Genomic DNA, 16,019 nt, shown 5'->3' with positions numbered 1-16,019 from the left:
CACGTGGAGTTTGAGTCGGCCGTGTCGTAAACCGACGATTGGATCGCGCCACCGAAAGAAGACGGCCGCATGAACACGACCAATGCCTTGCCGGGAGCGGGTGTGGGCGCTGCCGCATTGGCCGGCGACCTCACCATCATGGACGACTGGCAGCCCGTCAACCCGGCTACCAACAGGATCGCGAAACCCCATTTCATGAAATGCATGCTGTTTCCCCTTTTTGATGTTTTTGACCGCGCCGGTTGGGCCCCTCTTCTTCAACTTGGCGCAGTGCCCTCCGGTGAGTCGAAAGCTGTCATGACATCCACCGGCGCTCCATGGTCAATCTCTCGCGGCTGTTTGTCGAGTCGCATGAAATTGCGAGAAGAATTGAAGGGGACATGGCTAATTGAAATCGTTCACCGCCTTGCGAGGCGAGCTACCTGCCGAAACCGGGACGGAGGCTGAGGTTTCCCCACGTTTTCATGCCGCCACGGCCATCTGATCGAGTAGCGCTGGGGATGGCTTTCGTATCTGCTCCATGAGCTCTTCGAGCCTGGCACTTGACCATCGTCGCAGCAGTGCCTCACGGCCCAGTCGCATGATTGAGTACAGCCGTCGCTTGGATCGAAACGGTGCCAGCCATTGATCTATCCCTGCGGTTTCGCAGGAGAAAATGGGTCAGGTTCATTAATTCACTCGTGGTAAATGAATCCGGCTCCTTGGCTTCCTTTGCTTGGTGTACATTCGCCGGAGATGCCGGCTGACGCAGGAGGTGGTCGTGATGAACCGGAATGTTCTCTTTGCCATGGGTCTGACCTTGCTTGCGCCAGCGGCATGGGCACAAACGGCCGCCAAGCTGGATCCGGGGTCGGCCTCCCAGGTCATACGGAATCAGGAGAGGGAGCATCGGGAGATGCAGAACGCGACGCGCTATATGGAAGAGGCGAGAAAAGGGGTCGGGTTCATTAATCCACTCGTGGTAAATGAATCCGGCTCCTTGGCTTCCTTTGCTTGGTGTACATTCGCCGGAGATGCCGGCTGACGCAGGAGGTGGTCGTGATGAACCGGAATGTCCTCTTTGCCATGGGTCTGACCTTGCTTGCGCCAGCGGCATGGGCACAAACGGCCGCCAAGCTGGATCCGGGGTCGGCCTCCCAGGTCATACGGAATCAGGAGCGGGAGCATCGGGAGATGCAGAACGCGATGCGCTATATGGAAGAGGCGGAGCGCCGGTCCTGGCTGAAGTCCGCGGCCAATCTTGCCAAGCTCCGCGTCAAGCTGGCCGAGGCATGGCAAAGCCTGGGCTTGTCGCCGCAGGGTGCCAACCTGGTCGCCAAGGCCTACGACCCGAATCTCGCTGCGCGCATGCACCGCGATTTGGCTCGCGGCAAAAGCGACGAGGAAGTGGCGGAAATGCTGCAGTCTGCTATCAGGCAAAAGCGCTATCTGGAAGCCGACCAGCTGCTGATCGATTACGAGCGAAACAGGCTCAGGATGGGCGCGAACCACACAGCCGAAGTGAGCCGGTGAGCCGACTCAAGGAAAGAGCTGTCGGGAAAGGTGCCAGGGACGACTTCCGCGCAAAACCGATCCGGGGCGAAACCGTGACGGAGGAAGCAAGGTTCGTGGTGCTCCGGTCTTCTGCCTGACTTCCACCGTCACGGTTTCGGTTCGGGCGGTGAACGCATCTCCCGTTGCCTGCAGTGGCGGTTCAACCCGGAATCGTCGGTTCCACCAATCGTTCCAGCAGGGTCAGCGATTCCTGCCAGCCCAGGTAGCACTGTTCAGTGGGGATCACGTCGGGGATGCCGGCCTGCTCGATCTGCACTTCGGTGCCGCAGCTCACCTCGCGCAAGGCGATGGTGGTGACCATGGTACCGGGCAGGTTGGGGTCGTCGAAGCGGTCGTCGTGGACGATGCGCTGGTTCGGCATCAGTTCCAGGTACGTGCCACCGAAGCTGTGGCCGTTGCCGTTGCCGAAGTTGGTGAAGCTCATGCGGTAGCGGCCACCGACGCGCGCGTCGAGCTCGTGCACGGTGCAGGTGAAGCCATCCGGCGGCAGCCACTTGGCCAGGGCCGCGGGATCGAGGAAGGCGCGATAGACGCGTTCGGGTGGAGCGGTGAACACGCGCAGCAGGCGAACAGTGCCGGACATGATGGATCTCCAGGTGAGTGGCGAGGCGGGTCCTCACCATGGCGACGAGCGTGCAGGCCGCATATCGACACGAAACCGGGACGGAGGAGATCAAATCGTTTGGTTCCAGGGTTCGTCATGCTCCGGTCTTTTGCAAACCAGGACGGGAATTAAAGCATGCGCCCGGTCGATCAGCCGGCCCCGCGGACCAGGTGCCGTGGAACTGGATGGCTCTGCTCGGCGACTGAGCGGCAACGCAGGCCATCGCCGGGGTTCGCCAGAAGCGACCGCGTTATGATCCGGTGCACGCGTTCCCCCGGGGACCGCCCGTCCGGGTGGCCGACCCGCCCACTGCAAGGACAGGACCATGGAATCGATCGGCGCCAAGTTGAGCGAGATGCAGCGCACGCCGCTGGCGTCCGCGCACGTTGCCGCGCTGCGCGAGGCGGGCAGGCAGGTGAGCTACGCGGCGGGCACGTATCTGGCGCGGCCCGGTCAGCTGGCCGACCGCTTCGTCTATGTCCTCGACGGCGAGATCGAGGTGGTCAACGCCTATACCGATGAGCGTCATCTGCCTTCGACATTGGGGCCGACCCAGTTCATGGGCGAGATATCGTTTCTCAACGGCGGCAATGCCTCGATGGCGATGCGCGCCGTGCGCGACACCTCCGTGATCGAGGTGCCGCGCGCCACGATGCTGACCCTGATGTCGCGGATTCCCGAGATGTCGGACATCATCATCACCGTCCTTGCCGCGCGTCGCCGCCGTCAGATCGAGCAGCGGGACAGCACGCTGGTGCTGATCGGCGAGGAGCGCGACCGCGAGGTCCGCTGCATCGCCGAATTCGCCGACCGCAACCGCATTCCCTACGCCTCGCATGCGCTGGGCAGCGCCGAGGCGGACGCGCTGGCTGCCACCTGTTCGCTTGCGCCCGGCCGGCCTGCGGTGATCTTCGGCCGCGACACGGTCATCGACAACCCGACGCCGGACAAGATCGCGCGCCTGCTCGGCCTCAACCTGGACCTGGTCGATGACGAGGATTTCGACGTGCTGATCGTGGGCGGCGGGCCGGCAGGCGTGGCCGCCGGCGTCTATGCCGGCGCCGAGGGCCTGTGCGCGCTGGTGACCGAGGACGTCGCCATCGGCGGCCAGGCCGGCACATCCAGCCGGATCGAAAACTACATGGGTTTCCCCACCGGCATCTCCGGTGCGGATCTGGTCTGGCGTGGCCATATCCAGGCGATGAAGTTCGGCACGCGTTTCGCCATGCCCCGCCGCGTGGCCCGGCTCGAGGCGCTGCCGGACGGCGGCTTCTGCGCCACCTTCGACAACGGCAAGCGGGTCCGGGCCAGGGCGGTGGTGGTGGCGACCGGCGTGCAGTATCGCCGCCTGCCGATTCCGCGGCTGACCGAGTTCGAAGGCGCGGGCGTGTATTACGCCGCGACCGATATCGAGGCCCGTTACAGCAAGGGCACCGAGGCGATCATCATCGGCGGCGGCAATTCGGCCGGCCAGGCTGCGATGTTCCTCAGCCGCACGGCGAGTCGCGTGCGCCTGCTGGTGCGCGGCCAGTCACTGGCCGCGTCGATGTCGAGCTACCTGTCGAGCCGGCTCGCGGCCGAGCCCACGATCACCATCGAGTACGGTGCCGAAGTCAGTGCGCTGCACGGCGACGACCACCTCGAGGCGGTGACGATCCGCCGTGCCGCCAGCGGAACCGAGGAGACGGTGCCGAGCCGGGCGCTGTTCGTGATGGTCGGCGCCGCCCCCAATACCGGCTGGCTGGCGGACCTGGTCAAGCTCGACCAGCACGGCTTCGTGCTCACCGGCGCGGCGGTCGGCGCAAGCTCGTCGTTCGAGGCTTCGCTGCCGGGCATCTTTGCCGTGGGCGACGTGCGCGGCGGATCGGTGAAGCGCGTGGCCTCGGCCGTCGGCGAAGGCTCGGTGGTGATTTCCCGCGTCTGGGCCTTCGTCGATGCGGGAAACCGGGACGGAGGAAGTTGAATCGTCTGGTTCCTGGATTCGTCGTCCTCCGGCCTCCTCTTTGTCTTCTCCAGTTCGGCTTGGCGATTTCAGCGGGAGCCCTTCGGTGTGCCGGCGAACTGCTGCGGCACACATGGGCATCTGGCTGTTACCGCCGCCCGCTCCTCGGCCTCAACGTCCGCACGATCAGGACAGCCAGCAGAGGGATGCCGATCGCGTAGATGTACTGCGTCCGCGATACGCCGATGTTGAACGGGAACCAGATCCCCGGCACGCCGATCGGGTCGAGCAGCTCGCCGCCGAACAGAGAGGCCAGCACCGTGGCCAGCGTGACGAGTGCAAGAATGCGCAGCGGGCCGCCGAGGACGATGCGCGCGACGATCACGGCGAACAGCGCGAGCGAGCCCAGCCGGCTGATGCTCGCCCAGATCGGCCAGTGGGCCAGGGCGCCGACGATGCCGGCGACGCCCAGCGCGACGGCGAGCGCGTCGATGCTTCGCCACGCGGGCAGGCGCCAGCGGTTCCAGGCCAGCAGCCACGCGGTCATCGTCGGCACCCACATCACCGACGCCAGCCAGGAGTAAGTGCGCAGGTCCTGCAGGTCGGTCCATGACACGATCGCATTGTTGAGCCGCCGGGCTGCCGTTAGCGCAAGCGCGATGCAGGCAAACACCAGGAAACCCTTGCGGCTGCTGCGCGAACCGAACACGAGCGTCAGGCCGATGAGCGCCAGCATGGCGGCCGGTTCGACCGCATCGAGGATGTAGCCGGCGATGGTCCGCTGCCATTGCGCGCGATGCAGCGATTCGCCGGTCGGCCGCGGCGCCAGGATGGGTGCAGTGTGCATGCCGCCGCCCTCCGCGCTGGGGCCGGAGCGGGCCAGCATGTAGATGCGGATGGCGAGGACGCCGGTGGTGCCTGCCGCGTTGGCGGGCAGGGCGAACCGCAGCGGCCGCGTGCCGACCAGGCGCGGATCGGGGCCGAGCCGACCGGAGCCGCCCAGCAGCTGGCCGTTCCAGTACAGCTCATAGCCGTCCTCGACCAGGGTCGGCCCGAGGATGTCCCACGACGCGCTGCTGGCCGGCACCGTCACCGTGCGCCGGTACCAGGCGTAGCCGTGATAGCCGGGGTGGCCGTGCGCGCTCCACCCGCCCACGTAGTCGGGCAAGCCCACATCGCCATCGTGGTTGCCCGGCGGGGCGGTCATGTCCGTCGTCTCCCAGCCGCTGTCGTCCACGTTGACCGCCGCCCAGCGCGGATCGTCGCCGGTATGGAATCGCCAGGAGCCGTCGAGCAGGGTGGAGGCGGCGCGCAGCGGCGCCGGATCGGGGCGGCCGCCGGTGGCGAGGACGACGACCATGAGCGCCGTGGTCAGCAGCGCCACGATGACGACGCCGGCGATCAGCTTGCGTTGCATGGGGTCGGGCGCGCGCGCCGTCGGGCATATCGATGCGGGCATCATGCAGTGATCTCGCCGCCATGGTTTTGATGTCGTCACGCACGCTACCATCTAAATTTATTTAGAAGGTAGCCCAAAGGTCATGGCCAAGAGAATCGGGCAAGACTGCCTGCCACCCGGAAACCGTCATCTGCCTCCACGGCCGATTGCCGCCATCCGCCTGGATGGGGGGCGCCCGTGCCTGGATTTCGTCAACACCATCCACGATCGCTACGCGGTGGAGGTCGAGGACTACCTGCAGCAGCCGCAGCGCTTCGTGGAATGGTGCACGCGTGCCGGGGTGCTACATCCGGACGATGGCGTTCGCGTGCCGCGCGCTGCGCGCGAGCGCGCGGCGCTGATGCGCGAGGTGGAAACCCTGCGCCGTCATCTGCATGCGCTGTTCGCCGCGCGGGTCGACGAGCTGCCGCTGCCTGCAGATGCAGCGCGCGCCCTGGACCGCTGGCTGCATCGGGCCTGGGAAGGCCAGTCGCTGGGCGCGGACGGGCAGTTGCACTGGCGTGCCGATGCCTGCGACGCGCGACTGCCGCTGAAGCGCATCGCACTCGATGCGCTGGATCTGCTCGGCAATGCGCCCGCCTCGCGACTTCGTCGCTGCGCCAACACCAGCTCCTGCGGCTGGCTGTTTCTCGACACCAGCAAGAACCAGCGTCGCCGCTGGTGCGCCATGGAAACCTGCGGTACCGCCGAAAAGATGCAGCGCTATCGCGAAGGCTGACGAATCGGCCGCTGGCCTGGACAACCTAGTGCGCCAGCGCCTCTTCCACTGCGCTGAATGCCGATTTCCCGCCTTCGCGTTCGTCCGGCATGCCGGTAGCGAACCAGACCACGCCGGTGCCGCCCTCTCGATCCACCCACAGGCCGGCCTGCAGCCCGTACGCGGAGCCGGAATGTCCCACTCGCGCCACGCCGTCGCCGAACGGATCGTCGCGGCAGCCGGGTACACGCGTCGCCAGCGTCTGCATGGCGAGGCCGTAGCGGCAGAAGAATCCGGCAGCGGCGTCGCCGGTGTCTTCCTCCCAGGTCAGGCCGTTGCCGGGGCGGTATTGCCACGCGGGGGTGGCCATCGCCTGAATGGAGCTGGCTGTCAGCAGGCGCTTGCCGTCGATGCGGCCGTCGTCGAGCAGCAACTGGCCGATGCGCGCCAGGCCCTCGGCAGAGATGCGCAGACCACCCTGCGGCGAGAACAGCGCGCCGTTTTCGCCGGCGTGCCATTGCGACAGGTCGCAGCTGCCATCGCTGGCCGGCATCACCGGGCAGTCGGGTTTGCGGCCATGGTTATCGTCCTTCACCGGCTTGCCGTCGGCGTCGTACAGCACCACCGCGCGCGCGGCGGTGGCGTCACTGCACAGCGCCCAGTTGAAGCAGGCATCGATGCCCAGCGGCTGCAGCACCAGACGCTGCATCAGCTGGTCGAAGCGCTCGCCGGTGGCGCGCTCCATGATCTGCGCCACCAGCGGAAAGTTGAGGTTGGTGTAGCGGAAGTAGCGGCCGGGAGCGTGCTTCGTATCCCACGCCCGCGGGTCCCTGAGGATGTCGCGCAGCTCGCCGCCCAACGGCGTTTGCCAGTAGCCGGCCGCATCGGTGAGGCTGGAGCGATGCGACAGCAGCAGGCGCAGGGTGATCGGCGTCTGTGGATACGCCGGGTTGCGCAGGCGCCAGCCAAGCAGGTCGGAGGCGTCCGCATCGAGATCGAGCTTGCCCGCCTCGGCCAGCCGCATCACGCCCAGGGTGGTGACCAGCTTGGAGATCGAGGCGATGCGTACCGGGTCGTCCGCGGTTACCTCGCGGCCGGTGGCCTTGTCCGCGAGTCCGTGCACGCGGATGTCGGTGATGCCACCGCGGTCGAAGGCCACGCGCACCGTGGCGACGGGACCGGTGGCCCTTGCGTCGATGCTCGGCAGCAGCATCAGGAAGATGATCCAGCGCAGGGACATGATCCGCTCCACTCGCGACAACCAGGGTGTGAAAGAGACTACGGCATGGCGGGAGACGGCGTCAGGGCGCAGCTCGTTTCGCGTGTCGGTTCTTGAGCGGCTGGCTATGCGCGTCGCTCACGACTTCTTCCTGCCACCACCATCCTGCTTGTTCACGGTGGCCCAGGCAATGCGTTCGGCGCTCTTCTCCGATTTGCCCTGCTTCTTTTCGCTTTCCTCGATGTGGGCGGCCTGGCGTTTCTGCTTGTCGGTGTAGGAGGATTTGTCGCCTTTGGACATGTCGGTGCTCTCCGGTTGGGGGAGGCACATGCTGATCCGGGGGCGGTTAACGGCGGGTCTGCAATGGCGCAGCGCGGCGTCAACGCAGGCGGCACTTCGGGCCGGTTCACTCCGCGGCGAGGGCGGCCAGTTTGGCGATGGTGTTGATGTTGCGCGCCGTGCCGGTTTTCGCCGCGGGGATCACCAGCCGCGAGTCGGCCATGCCATCGCCGTAGTGCACATAGATTTCGCGCATGCCGCAGGCCAGCCGTTCCTGCTGGCGGTGCCGTACATCGTCCAGTGCGTTGGTCGCAGGCGCCTCGTCGAGAAAGATCGCCACCACACGGTTGCCCGGCGCCTCCGGAAACGGGTTGTCGGCCAGCACCCGGGCCATTTCGGCGGCGCTGCGGATCAGCACGCCGACGGGTTTGCCGGCGTAGTCGTGCAGTTGCTGCTCCAGCTTTTTCTTCACCGCGGCCTCGCCCAGCTTGCTGGTGAAGATCAGGTTGCCGCTGGCGATGTACGTGCGCACCTCTGCAAAGCCGACGGCTTCGGCCATGGCCTTGAGTTCACTCATCGGCAGTTTGCCGGTGCCGCCGACGTTGACGGCGCGAAGCAGGGCGACATGACGGGTCATGGTGGCATCGCTGCGGAAACGGACGTCCGAGTGTACCTGCGCCGGCACGGCCAATTGCCGTGCTAGGCTCAGGCGATGGACACGCGACTGCATCGGACGGCAATCGGACGCACGCGCGAGGTGCGCGGGCCTGACGCCCTGGAGCTCCTTGTCGCACGCGTGATCGTGGTGGTCGTGGTGGTGATCGCCGCGGGTTTCGGTAGCCGCGCGAAACTCATGGTGCAGCCTCTGGAGGCGATTACCCTGGCGTGGGCCCCGCAAGTCGACGCCAGGGTCTATTTTGCCGAGCATGGCCGCTGGCCATCGGCGGGCGACTCGAACATCCTCGGCGACGCGCGCAAGGGGTCGCACGTCGAGGATCTCACGTTGGCGGAAGGTGGCGTCATCACGGCGCAGGTGTCGCTGGGCCAGTCCCTGCCGCCCGGGAAACGCGACGGCGTGTCGGCGATGGGTGGCGTGCAGGGGCGGCTGTCGTCCCGCCCCGAGCTGATGGGCTCGGCCGAGGAACCGGCGATTTCCTTCCTGTGCGGTTACGCGCTGCCGGTCACCGGAACCGTCGGGCCCGATGCCGTGAACCGGACCACGCTCCCCGAAAAATATCTCCCGCCCTTTTGTCGGTGATTGCGAATGGATGCCTTGAAGCTGGATGACCCCCGCGATTTCGTGCTGCGCCAGTACGCGCACCTGCTTGCCGGCGGGCTGGACGAGCCGGCGGCGCTCGCGCGCTTGCGCGAGGTGCTGGGCGCGGACGCAGTGGCGCTGCTCGACGGCGGCGTCACCGGTGGCGTGGCGCACGCCGTCGATGCCGGCGCGGGCCGGCATCTGGTCGAGGCGGCGCAGCAGCTGGGCGGCAGCGCGGCCGGCGTGCAGGCCGCCTTCATCCACTCGCTGGCCGAGGCGCGGCTGTTCGCGCTGGACTGGTGGCGGCCGGTGCGCACCTTTCTGTCGTACGTGCTGTTCCTGCTGTGCCTGGCGCTGGTGATCGCGATCATCTACGCGGTCTACGTGTTGCCGGCCTTCAGTCACCTCGACCACACGCTGGGCGTGCGCGGCGCCGCGGACTGGATTACCGCGAACGGCGCCATCCGCCTGTTCGCACCACTGTTGTTGATGGCGATCGTGCTGGTGCTGTTGGCGACGCGATGGCTGCGCATGCGTCGTCGCATGGCACGGCTGCAACCGCTGGGCGGGCGCGCCCGTGCGGGATGGCTGGATGGCAAGGGTGCCGCTGCCTACCAGGCGCTGCGCTGCCTGGAGTTTGCCGCTGCGCTCAAGTCGGCCGGCGTGGCCGATGCGGCGGTGCTGGAGCCGGCCCTGCGAGTGGCCGGCTGGCCGGCGGGAACACCGCTGCGCTGCGGTGCCGACGATCTGGGCGAACAGCTCGCGCGGGCCGAGCGGCTGGGCACGTTCGGCGCGGAGCTGGAGTGGCAGCGGCGCCTGCACTGGTCCACCACCCAGACGCAACTCGAATCGTCGCGCGACCGCCTGATCCTGGCCTCGCGCGTGCTGTTCTACATCCTGATCGGCGTCATGGTCACGGTGCTTTACATCCCGATCTTTTCAGTCGCCAGCATGGTGGGAGTGCATTGAGGATGACACGCAAACGCGGATTCACGCTTATCGAACTGATGATCGTCGTGGCCATCATCGGCGTCCTCGCGGCGATCGCGATCCCGGCTTACCAGAGCTACGTCATTCGCGCGCAGACCACCGAGGCGTTTTCGCTGGGCTCGTTCGTGCAGCCGAAGATCGTCGACTACTACCGCCAGTTCGGCCATTTCCCCGCGGACAACCGCGCCAGCGGCGTGCCGTCGGCGGGTTCGATCATCGGCCACTACGTGGGCGCGGTGACCGTCGACGACGGCGTCATCAACATCCGTTTCCGCGACAAGAACATCAACAGCGCGTTGCAGGGCCAGGTGCTGAGCCTGCGGCCGCTGGTGGTGAAGGGCAGCCCGCACAGCCCGATTGCCTGGGCTTGCGGCGAATCGCCGGCACCGGAGGGCATGTCGGTCATCGGCACCAACCGCACCACGCTCAAACCCATCTACCTGCCATCGAGCTGTCGCGGTCCGTAAGCGGCCCGCAGCACGAATCCGCCGCGCGTCCCTTGCTATGCTCCGCGCACACGCAAGCAGGGGGTGCGGCGATGTTCAGGTGGATGGCATGGGTAGGCTTGGTCGTGCTGGCGCTGTGCGCCGTCGGCGTGGCGCAGGCGGCGACGCAGGTGGAGATCATCGACACCTATCCCGCGGGCACCGAGGTGACGCTGGACCGCAACCAGAACTTCTACGTGCACCTGCACTACACCAGCGACCAGCCGGTGCAGATCTGGGTGCGCCCGTACCTCGCCGGCGAGCCGGCCAAGGCCGGCAGCAATCCGTCGCGGGTCTATCCCGCGGGCAGCGGCGAGGCGATGGGCTGGTTCTTCCTGTTCGATCCGGGCACGCGGGTGGACGAGGTGCGGATCAGGGCCGGCGACGGCACGCGCGACGGCACCACGGTGGTAGCGAGCTTGCCGGTGTCGGTGACCGCAGGCGATCAGGTCGCCGCGGAAACTCCGCCGCCGGCCTGGGTCGCCACGCTGGGCGCCGCCGACCGGGCCGCGCAACAGGCCGACCACGACAAGCGCATGCGCACACCGCCGAGCGCGGGCGAGGTGGCGTTGTTCGGCGGCTTCATGCTGACCATGTATGCACTGGGGCTGGTCGGTCTGGCCGCGCCGGCATGGGGCGTGTGGCGCTGGCGCGGTCCCTGGCGCTGGGCGGCCGCCGTACCGCTGGCGGTGGTCGCCTTCGTGCTGCTGCGCATCGTCGTCGATACCGCGCGCGATCCCACCTCGCACAATCTGTGGCCGTTCGAAATCCTGCTGTGGGGTGCGCTCAGTTGCGGCGCGATGCTGCTGCTCGGGCTGGCCCGGCGGCTCTCCGGCGCAGGCCGGACCCGATCGCGGGCGTGAGCGGCGGCGGTTTCAGGAACCCGCAGTCCCCATCATGATTCGACGAAACGCTGCAGCCGCCCCAGCGCCGCGCCCCACTGCGCGCTGATCGCGTCCAGCGCCTGGCGTGCCTCGTCCAGCCGGGTCGGCGTGAACTCCCACAAGCGCTCGCGACCCTGGCGCAGGTCGTGCATCAGGCCCGCGTCGGCAAGCACCTGCAAATGCTTGGTGACGGCCTGGCGGGTGATGGTGGTGCCCGCGGTGAGCTGGGCAATCGACAGCGCGCCGCCGGCACATAGCGCCACGACCAGCCGCAGCCGGGTGGCATCGCCCAGCGCGGCGAACACCGGCGCGCTGGCGGAGAGCGCGGCGGGCTTGCGGCGGGAGCGTTCAGTGCGCGGCGACATATTTCTCGATGTTGCCCATCTGCATGGCCCAACCACCCGCGTTGGCACGCAGCGCGGCGTCGCGGCGCGCGGCCGGCAACCGGTCGAAGCCCGACTCGGTCAGCCGCAGCATGATGCCTTCGGCCACCGCTTCGAGTTCGAAGGTAACCAGGGTGGTCGGCTCCTTGTCGTAATCCATGCCCGGCTCGATCGCGTAGGGGTGCCAGCGCCAGGCGAACACGCGCATCGGCTCGATGCGTTCGACGTACAGCGTGAACGGGGTGCCGGCATGCGGCGCCTGCAGCCTGGCGACTTCGGCGTCGACCTGGGTGGGCTGGATCGTGCCGGTGATCGGCTGACCGGCGACGAAGGGGCCGTCCAGTGCCATGCCGAACCAGGCGCCGAACGCGCCGGCGTCGGTCAGCGCGTGCCATACCCGTTCCAGCGGTGCGCGCAGCAGGATGTGTTGTTCGATGCGGTCAGTCGACGCGCCCATGGCAATCCTCGATGGCAACCGGAAGGTTGCATGATGCGCGCACCGTGCCTGACGTGCAACCTTGAAGTTGCATAATTCCCGGCACCGGTTTCCGGTGGCAGGCACCCGAACGGAAAGGCCTGCGATACTTCGCCGGTGTGGCGCGCAGGGGATGAACGGCATGTCGTGGGGATGGACCTTGCTGGGAGTGTTCGGCCAGCTGCTGCTGGCGTATCTGCTGTTCATGCTGGTGGCGTTTTCCGGCGGCGGCCTGGCCAGCGGAGGCTCGCTGCGCCCGCGCCAGCTGCGGCTGCTGAACCTGTCGATCTTCGCGTTGCCTGGCGCCTGCCTGTGCAGCGCGCTCATCGTGCTGGTCCTGCAGTTGTCCGGTGCTGGCGCCGGCGCATACGCCTGGCATGCGCTGCCGCTGGTGGCCACCGTGCTGTATCTGGGCTATCTGCGCTGGCTGATCCGGCACGGCTGAAGCGTCACGCACACCCTGCTACCGTGCGCAAGCACGTTTACCGGAGGCAAGCCATGGAACCCGACTTCTGGCATCAACGCTGGCGCGAGGGCCGCATCGGCTTCCACCAGGATCGACCCACCCCGCTGCTGCTCGCGCATTGGTCGACGCTGGCGCTGGCGCCGGACACCCGCGTGCTGGTGCCGCTGGCCGGCAAGTCGCTGGACATGATCTGGCTGGCCGCGCAGGGGCATCGGGTGCTGGGCGTGGAGCTGTCGCCGCTGGCGGTGGAGCAGTTCTTCGCCGAACACGAACTGGTGCCGCAGGTGTCCGCTTCGCCCTACGGCCGCCGCCACGTGGCCGGCAACATCGAGCTGATCTGCGGCGACGTGTTCGGGCTCGATGCCGACCTCCTGGCCGATTGCTCGGCGGTGTACGACCGCGCTGCGCTGATCGCGCTGCCGCCGGAGCTGCGTCGCCGTTACGTGGGCGATTTCCTGGCGCAGTTGCCGGCCGGTTGCCGCGGCCTGCTGGTCACGCTCGATTATCCGCCGCACGAGAAGCAGGGCCCGCCGTTTGCCGTGCCGGAAGCCGAGGTGCATGAACGCTACGGCCGTGACTGGGTGGTGGAGCTGCTGGAGCGCCGCGACATCCTGGCCGAACAGCCGGGTTTCGCCGCCGAAGGAGTGACTGCGCTGGAGACGGCGGCCTACCGACTGCTGCGCAAGGCCTGATTACACCGCCGCATCGATCGGTGGCGTGCGAAAAGGTCCAGGAGCCTGGGCGGTAGAAACCAAGGGGCTGCGGCTTCGCGCTTTTGGCCAGGTTTTCCGCTCCTTTTCGTCAGATAGCTACGGCTATCTTCCTCAAACGATCGAAAAACCCGACTCAAAATCGCTTTGCCTCGCTCCCTTGGTTTCTACCGCCCAGACTCCTAGACTGGCCGCGTCAAACGTTCCCGCCTGTGGCGTGGAGGGTTCCGGCATGTTGGCCTGGATGCATGCGGCAATCCTGGCGTGGTCGATGACCGCCGCGCCCGCTCCGGTCATGCCGCCGCCGGAGCCGATGCCGTCCCCCGAACAGATCCTGGCGGTTCCGCCGGCCTTGCGCGAGCAGTTGCAGCGGCAGGTCATCGGCGATGGCGGGCCGGGCAGGCAGCGGATGCAGCGCCTGGTGGAGTTCCTGTTCGATCCTTCCGGGCTGGGCATGACTTACGCGACTGACGCCACCTTGACGGTGGCCCAGGCGTACCGGCAGCGCAAGGCCAACTGCCTCACTTTCACCCTGCTCACCGTGGCGCTGGCGCGCGAGGCGGGGCTGGATGCCCACGCGCAGGAGATCGACGACGTCGTGGCCTGGCACGTGCAGGACAACGTGGTCTACCGGTTCAACCACGTCAACGCCCAGATCGCCATCGGCCGCATGCGCTACACCATCGACGTGGCCCGCGACGAGGTGCTGACGCGGCATCAGCCCGAGTCGATCTCCGATCAGCGCTTGCTGGCGCTCTATTACAACAACCGCGCCGCCGAACTGCTGGCCGACAACCAGCCGGACGTTGCCGCGCCCTACATGGCGATGACGCTGCAACTGGCGCCGCGCTACGCCAGCGGCTGGGCCAATGCCGGCGTGCTGCGCCTGCGCGAGGACGATCTGCATGGCGCCGAACGCAATTACCTGAAGGCGCTGACGCTGGACCCCACGCATGCGGGCGCGCTGTTCAACCTGGTGACGCTGTACCGGAGCAACGGCGACGAGGCGGACCGTGTCCGCTTCCAGCGCAAGCTGGAAAAAGTGCAGAAGAAGGATCCCTATTTCCAGTTCCTGCTGGCCGTGGACGACGAAAAGGAAGGCGACTACACCGGGGCGGTGCAGCACTACCGACGCGCCATCCGCCTGTACCACGGCGATCCCCGCTTCTACCTCGGGCTGGCCCGGGCCTACCGCCAGCTGGGCGAGGAGCATCACGCGCGGCAGGCCCTGCATTACGCCGACCTGCTCAGCCGCAACAACGACGCGGCCGACCGGGCGCGGGGGTCGCGGCTGCGCAACTGAGGCCGTGCCGCGGCGGCAACGGGTGCTTGTATTTTCACCATTAAAGGTGAAAATGCCTGAACCATGAGCCTGCACCTGACCAGCCGCCAGTCCAACATCCTCGAATTCATCCGCGCCCGCGTGGCGCGGGATGGCCAGGCGCCCACGCTGGAGGAGATCGGCCAGGCGATGGGCCTGCCCCACGTCAGCGCGGTGCTCAAGCACGTGCGCTCGCTGGAGGCCAAGGGGCGGCTGGCGATCGAGCCGAACCGTTCGCGCGGCATCCGCCTGGTGGAGGCGCCCGACGCGCTGGATGCGGACACCCTGGAGCTGCCGCTGGTCGGCCGCATCGCTGCCGGCGAGCCGCTGTTTTCCGAGTCGCGGATCGAGCGCAGCCTGCGCGTGTCGCGCTGGCTGTTCCGGCTCACGCCGGATTACCTGGTGCGGGTGGTCGGCGATTCGATGCGCGACGAGGGCATCCTCGACGGAGATCTGGTCGGCGTGCACGCCACGCCGGTGGCCCGGCACGGCCAGGTGGTGGCGGCGCGCGTCGGCGGCGACCGCTTCACGATCAAGCGGCTGTACTGGCAGGGCGAGGTGATCCGGCTGCTGCCGAACAGTCCCGGCTACCAGCCGATCGACCCCGACCCCAGCGAGGACTTCGCCATCGAAGGCCTGTTCGCCGGCCTGCTGAGGGGCGGCTGATGGCGACCGTGATGCCCCTGTCGAACCTGCTCGATGCGCGCCGGGTCTGGCGCGGCCGGGCCGAACCGCTGCCGGCCGGCGAGCAGCCCACCGGCTGGGCCGCGCTGGATGCGGTGCTGCCCAGCGGCGGCTGGCCGGCGGCGGCGCTGTCGGAAATCCTGCTGCCGCTGGATGGCGTGGGCGAACTGCAACTGGTGCTGCCCACGCTGGCCCGCCTCAGCCAGGGCGCGCGGGCGGTGGTGCTGGTCGCGCCGCCGTATCTGCCCTGCGTGGCCGGTTGGCGCCAGCACGGCGTGGACATGCGCCGGATCGAGATCGTCAGCGCGACCGAGGCCGACGTGTTGTGGGCGACGGAGCAGTGCCTGCGTTCGGGCAGCTGCGCGGCGGTGCTGGCGTGGCCGCGGCAGGCGGACGATCGCGCCTTGCGGCGGCTGCAGGTGGCCGCCGACGGCGGCCGCGCGCTGGCCTTCGCGTTTCGCGACCGGCGGCATCTCTCCAATGCCTCGCCGGCGGCGTTGCGGCTGGAGCTGGAAGCGCGGCCGCAGGCGCGGGTATGGGTGCGCAAATGCCGGGGCGGTGCGGTGCCCGCCCAGCCGGTGGCGCTGCCACGCGCCCTGCATTGATGGT

The 16,019-nt window shown here is 67.8% G+C and carries 21 protein-coding genes; 13 read left to right on the top strand and 8 right to left on the bottom strand.

Going from position 1 to position 16,019, the window contains the following annotated elements; genetic code table 11:
* A partial coding sequence (locus B1991_RS18845) for a hypothetical protein (RefSeq protein ID WP_210772111.1) occupies positions 1-206 on the bottom strand: 206 nt, incomplete at its 3' end.
* Between the two features lie 557 nt (positions 207-763).
* Here B1991_RS18845 and B1991_RS08630 point away from each other — a divergent pair.
* Together B1991_RS08630 and B1991_RS08625 are read left to right on the top strand one after the other, a co-directional pair.
* Positions 764-1,024: a hypothetical protein gene (locus B1991_RS08630; RefSeq protein ID WP_136258314.1), complete on the top strand. Its 261-nt coding sequence runs from the start codon at positions 764-766 to the stop codon at positions 1,022-1,024.
* A gap of 17 nt (positions 1,025-1,041) precedes the next feature.
* A complete protein-coding gene (locus B1991_RS08625) occupies positions 1,042-1,512 on the top strand; it encodes a hypothetical protein (RefSeq protein WP_136258313.1) in 471 nt (156 codons plus the stop codon).
* Between the two features lie 181 nt (positions 1,513-1,693).
* Here the strand turns inward: B1991_RS08625 and B1991_RS08620 are convergent, their stop codons facing one another.
* Complete coding sequence (locus B1991_RS08620; protein WP_210772110.1) at positions 1,694-2,137, bottom strand: SRPBCC family protein; 444 nt, start codon at positions 2,135-2,137, stop codon at positions 1,694-1,696.
* 346 nt (positions 2,138-2,483) lie between these two features.
* On the opposite strand from B1991_RS08620, the gene B1991_RS08615 reads away from it, so the two are divergent.
* Entirely contained in the window at positions 2,484-4,121 is a 1,638-nt protein-coding gene (locus B1991_RS08615; protein ID WP_136258311.1) for an FAD-dependent oxidoreductase, read from the top strand.
* Between the two features lie 127 nt (positions 4,122-4,248).
* On the opposite strand, the gene B1991_RS08610 is transcribed toward B1991_RS08615, so the two are convergent.
* Positions 4,249-5,484 (bottom strand): glycoside hydrolase family 2, encoded by a 1,236-nt coding sequence (locus B1991_RS08610; RefSeq protein ID WP_246031108.1) that lies wholly within the window; start codon positions 5,482-5,484, stop codon positions 4,249-4,251.
* Positions 5,485-5,641: 157 nt separating this feature from the next.
* Here B1991_RS08610 and B1991_RS08605 point away from each other — a divergent pair, with 157 nt between their 5' ends.
* The gene (locus B1991_RS08605; protein WP_246031107.1) at positions 5,642-6,277 is read left to right on the top strand and encodes a CGNR zinc finger domain-containing protein; all 636 of its coding nucleotides are present in this window, start codon (positions 5,642-5,644) and stop codon (positions 6,275-6,277) included.
* Between the two features lie 25 nt (positions 6,278-6,302).
* Here the strand turns inward: B1991_RS08605 and B1991_RS08600 are convergent, their stop codons facing one another.
* The 3 genes from B1991_RS08600 to B1991_RS08595 form a co-directional block, all read right to left on the bottom strand.
* Positions 6,303-7,496 carry a serine hydrolase domain-containing protein gene (locus B1991_RS08600; RefSeq protein ID WP_210772108.1) on the bottom strand — a complete coding sequence of 398 codons (1,194 nt, stop codon included), beginning with the start codon at positions 7,494-7,496 and terminating at the stop codon, positions 6,303-6,305.
* Positions 7,497-7,613: 117 nt separating this feature from the next.
* Positions 7,614-7,775, bottom strand: a complete 162-nt coding sequence (locus B1991_RS18635; protein WP_168709605.1) for a hypothetical protein — start codon at positions 7,773-7,775, stop codon at positions 7,614-7,616.
* A 106-nt stretch (positions 7,776-7,881) separates the two neighbouring features.
* Entirely contained in the window at positions 7,882-8,391 is a 510-nt protein-coding gene (locus tag B1991_RS08595) for a DUF1697 domain-containing protein (protein ID WP_136258309.1), read from the bottom strand.
* 75 nt (positions 8,392-8,466) lie between these two features.
* On the opposite strand from B1991_RS08595, the gene B1991_RS08590 reads away from it, so the two are divergent.
* From B1991_RS08590 to B1991_RS08575, 4 genes are all read left to right on the top strand, one after another.
* Entirely contained in the window at positions 8,467-9,012 is a 546-nt protein-coding gene (locus tag B1991_RS08590; RefSeq protein ID WP_136258308.1) for a hypothetical protein, read from the top strand.
* 6 nt (positions 9,013-9,018) lie between these two features.
* Positions 9,019-9,981: a hypothetical protein gene (locus tag B1991_RS08585; RefSeq protein WP_136258307.1), complete on the top strand. Its 963-nt coding sequence runs from the start codon at positions 9,019-9,021 to the stop codon at positions 9,979-9,981.
* Positions 9,982-9,983: 2 nt separating this feature from the next.
* Positions 9,984-10,469: a pilin gene (locus B1991_RS08580; RefSeq protein WP_136258306.1), complete on the top strand. Its 486-nt coding sequence runs from the start codon at positions 9,984-9,986 to the stop codon at positions 10,467-10,469.
* Positions 10,470-10,540: 71 nt separating this feature from the next.
* Entirely contained in the window at positions 10,541-11,350 is an 810-nt protein-coding gene (locus B1991_RS08575; protein ID WP_136258305.1) for a hypothetical protein, read from the top strand.
* Positions 11,351-11,382: 32 nt separating this feature from the next.
* Here B1991_RS08575 and B1991_RS08570 read toward each other — a convergent pair whose 3' ends face one another.
* Positions 11,383-11,736, bottom strand: coding sequence for an ArsR/SmtB family transcription factor (locus B1991_RS08570; protein ID WP_136258304.1), 354 nt, complete (start codon positions 11,734-11,736; stop codon positions 11,383-11,385).
* Positions 11,720-12,211 (bottom strand): SRPBCC family protein, encoded by a 492-nt coding sequence (locus B1991_RS08565; RefSeq protein WP_136258303.1) that lies wholly within the window; start codon positions 12,209-12,211, stop codon positions 11,720-11,722. The genes B1991_RS08570 and B1991_RS08565 overlap by 17 nt, the downstream gene beginning before the upstream one ends.
* Positions 12,212-12,371: 160 nt before the next feature.
* On the opposite strand from B1991_RS08565, the gene B1991_RS08560 reads away from it, so the two are divergent.
* The 5 genes from B1991_RS08560 (at position 12,372) to imuA (ending at position 16,015) form a co-directional block, all read left to right on the top strand.
* A complete protein-coding gene (locus tag B1991_RS08560) occupies positions 12,372-12,674 on the top strand; it encodes a hypothetical protein (RefSeq protein WP_136258302.1) in 303 nt (100 codons plus the stop codon).
* Positions 12,675-12,727: 53 nt separating this feature from the next.
* The gene (locus B1991_RS08555) at positions 12,728-13,387 is read left to right on the top strand and encodes a thiopurine S-methyltransferase (protein WP_136258301.1); all 660 of its coding nucleotides are present in this window, start codon (positions 12,728-12,730) and stop codon (positions 13,385-13,387) included.
* A 250-nt stretch (positions 13,388-13,637) separates the two neighbouring features.
* Positions 13,638-14,708 (top strand): tetratricopeptide repeat protein, encoded by a 1,071-nt coding sequence (locus B1991_RS08550; protein WP_136258300.1) that lies wholly within the window; start codon positions 13,638-13,640, stop codon positions 14,706-14,708.
* A gap of 63 nt (positions 14,709-14,771) precedes the next feature.
* Positions 14,772-15,392, top strand: coding sequence for a transcriptional repressor LexA (lexA, locus tag B1991_RS08545; protein ID WP_056764458.1), 621 nt, complete (start codon positions 14,772-14,774; stop codon positions 15,390-15,392).
* A complete protein-coding gene (gene imuA, locus B1991_RS08540; RefSeq protein ID WP_136258299.1) occupies positions 15,392-16,015 on the top strand; it encodes a translesion DNA synthesis-associated protein ImuA in 624 nt (207 codons plus the stop codon). The genes lexA and imuA overlap by 1 nt, the downstream gene beginning before the upstream one ends.
* Positions 16,016-16,019: the final 4 nt, after the last annotated feature.

The sequence above is a fragment of the Rhodanobacter lindaniclasticus genome, from assembly GCF_004799035.1.
In the GTDB taxonomy this organism is placed as follows: Bacteria; Pseudomonadota; Gammaproteobacteria; order Xanthomonadales; family Rhodanobacteraceae; genus Rhodanobacter; species Rhodanobacter lindaniclasticus.
This window is presented reverse-complemented; position numbering and strand designations above follow the sequence as displayed.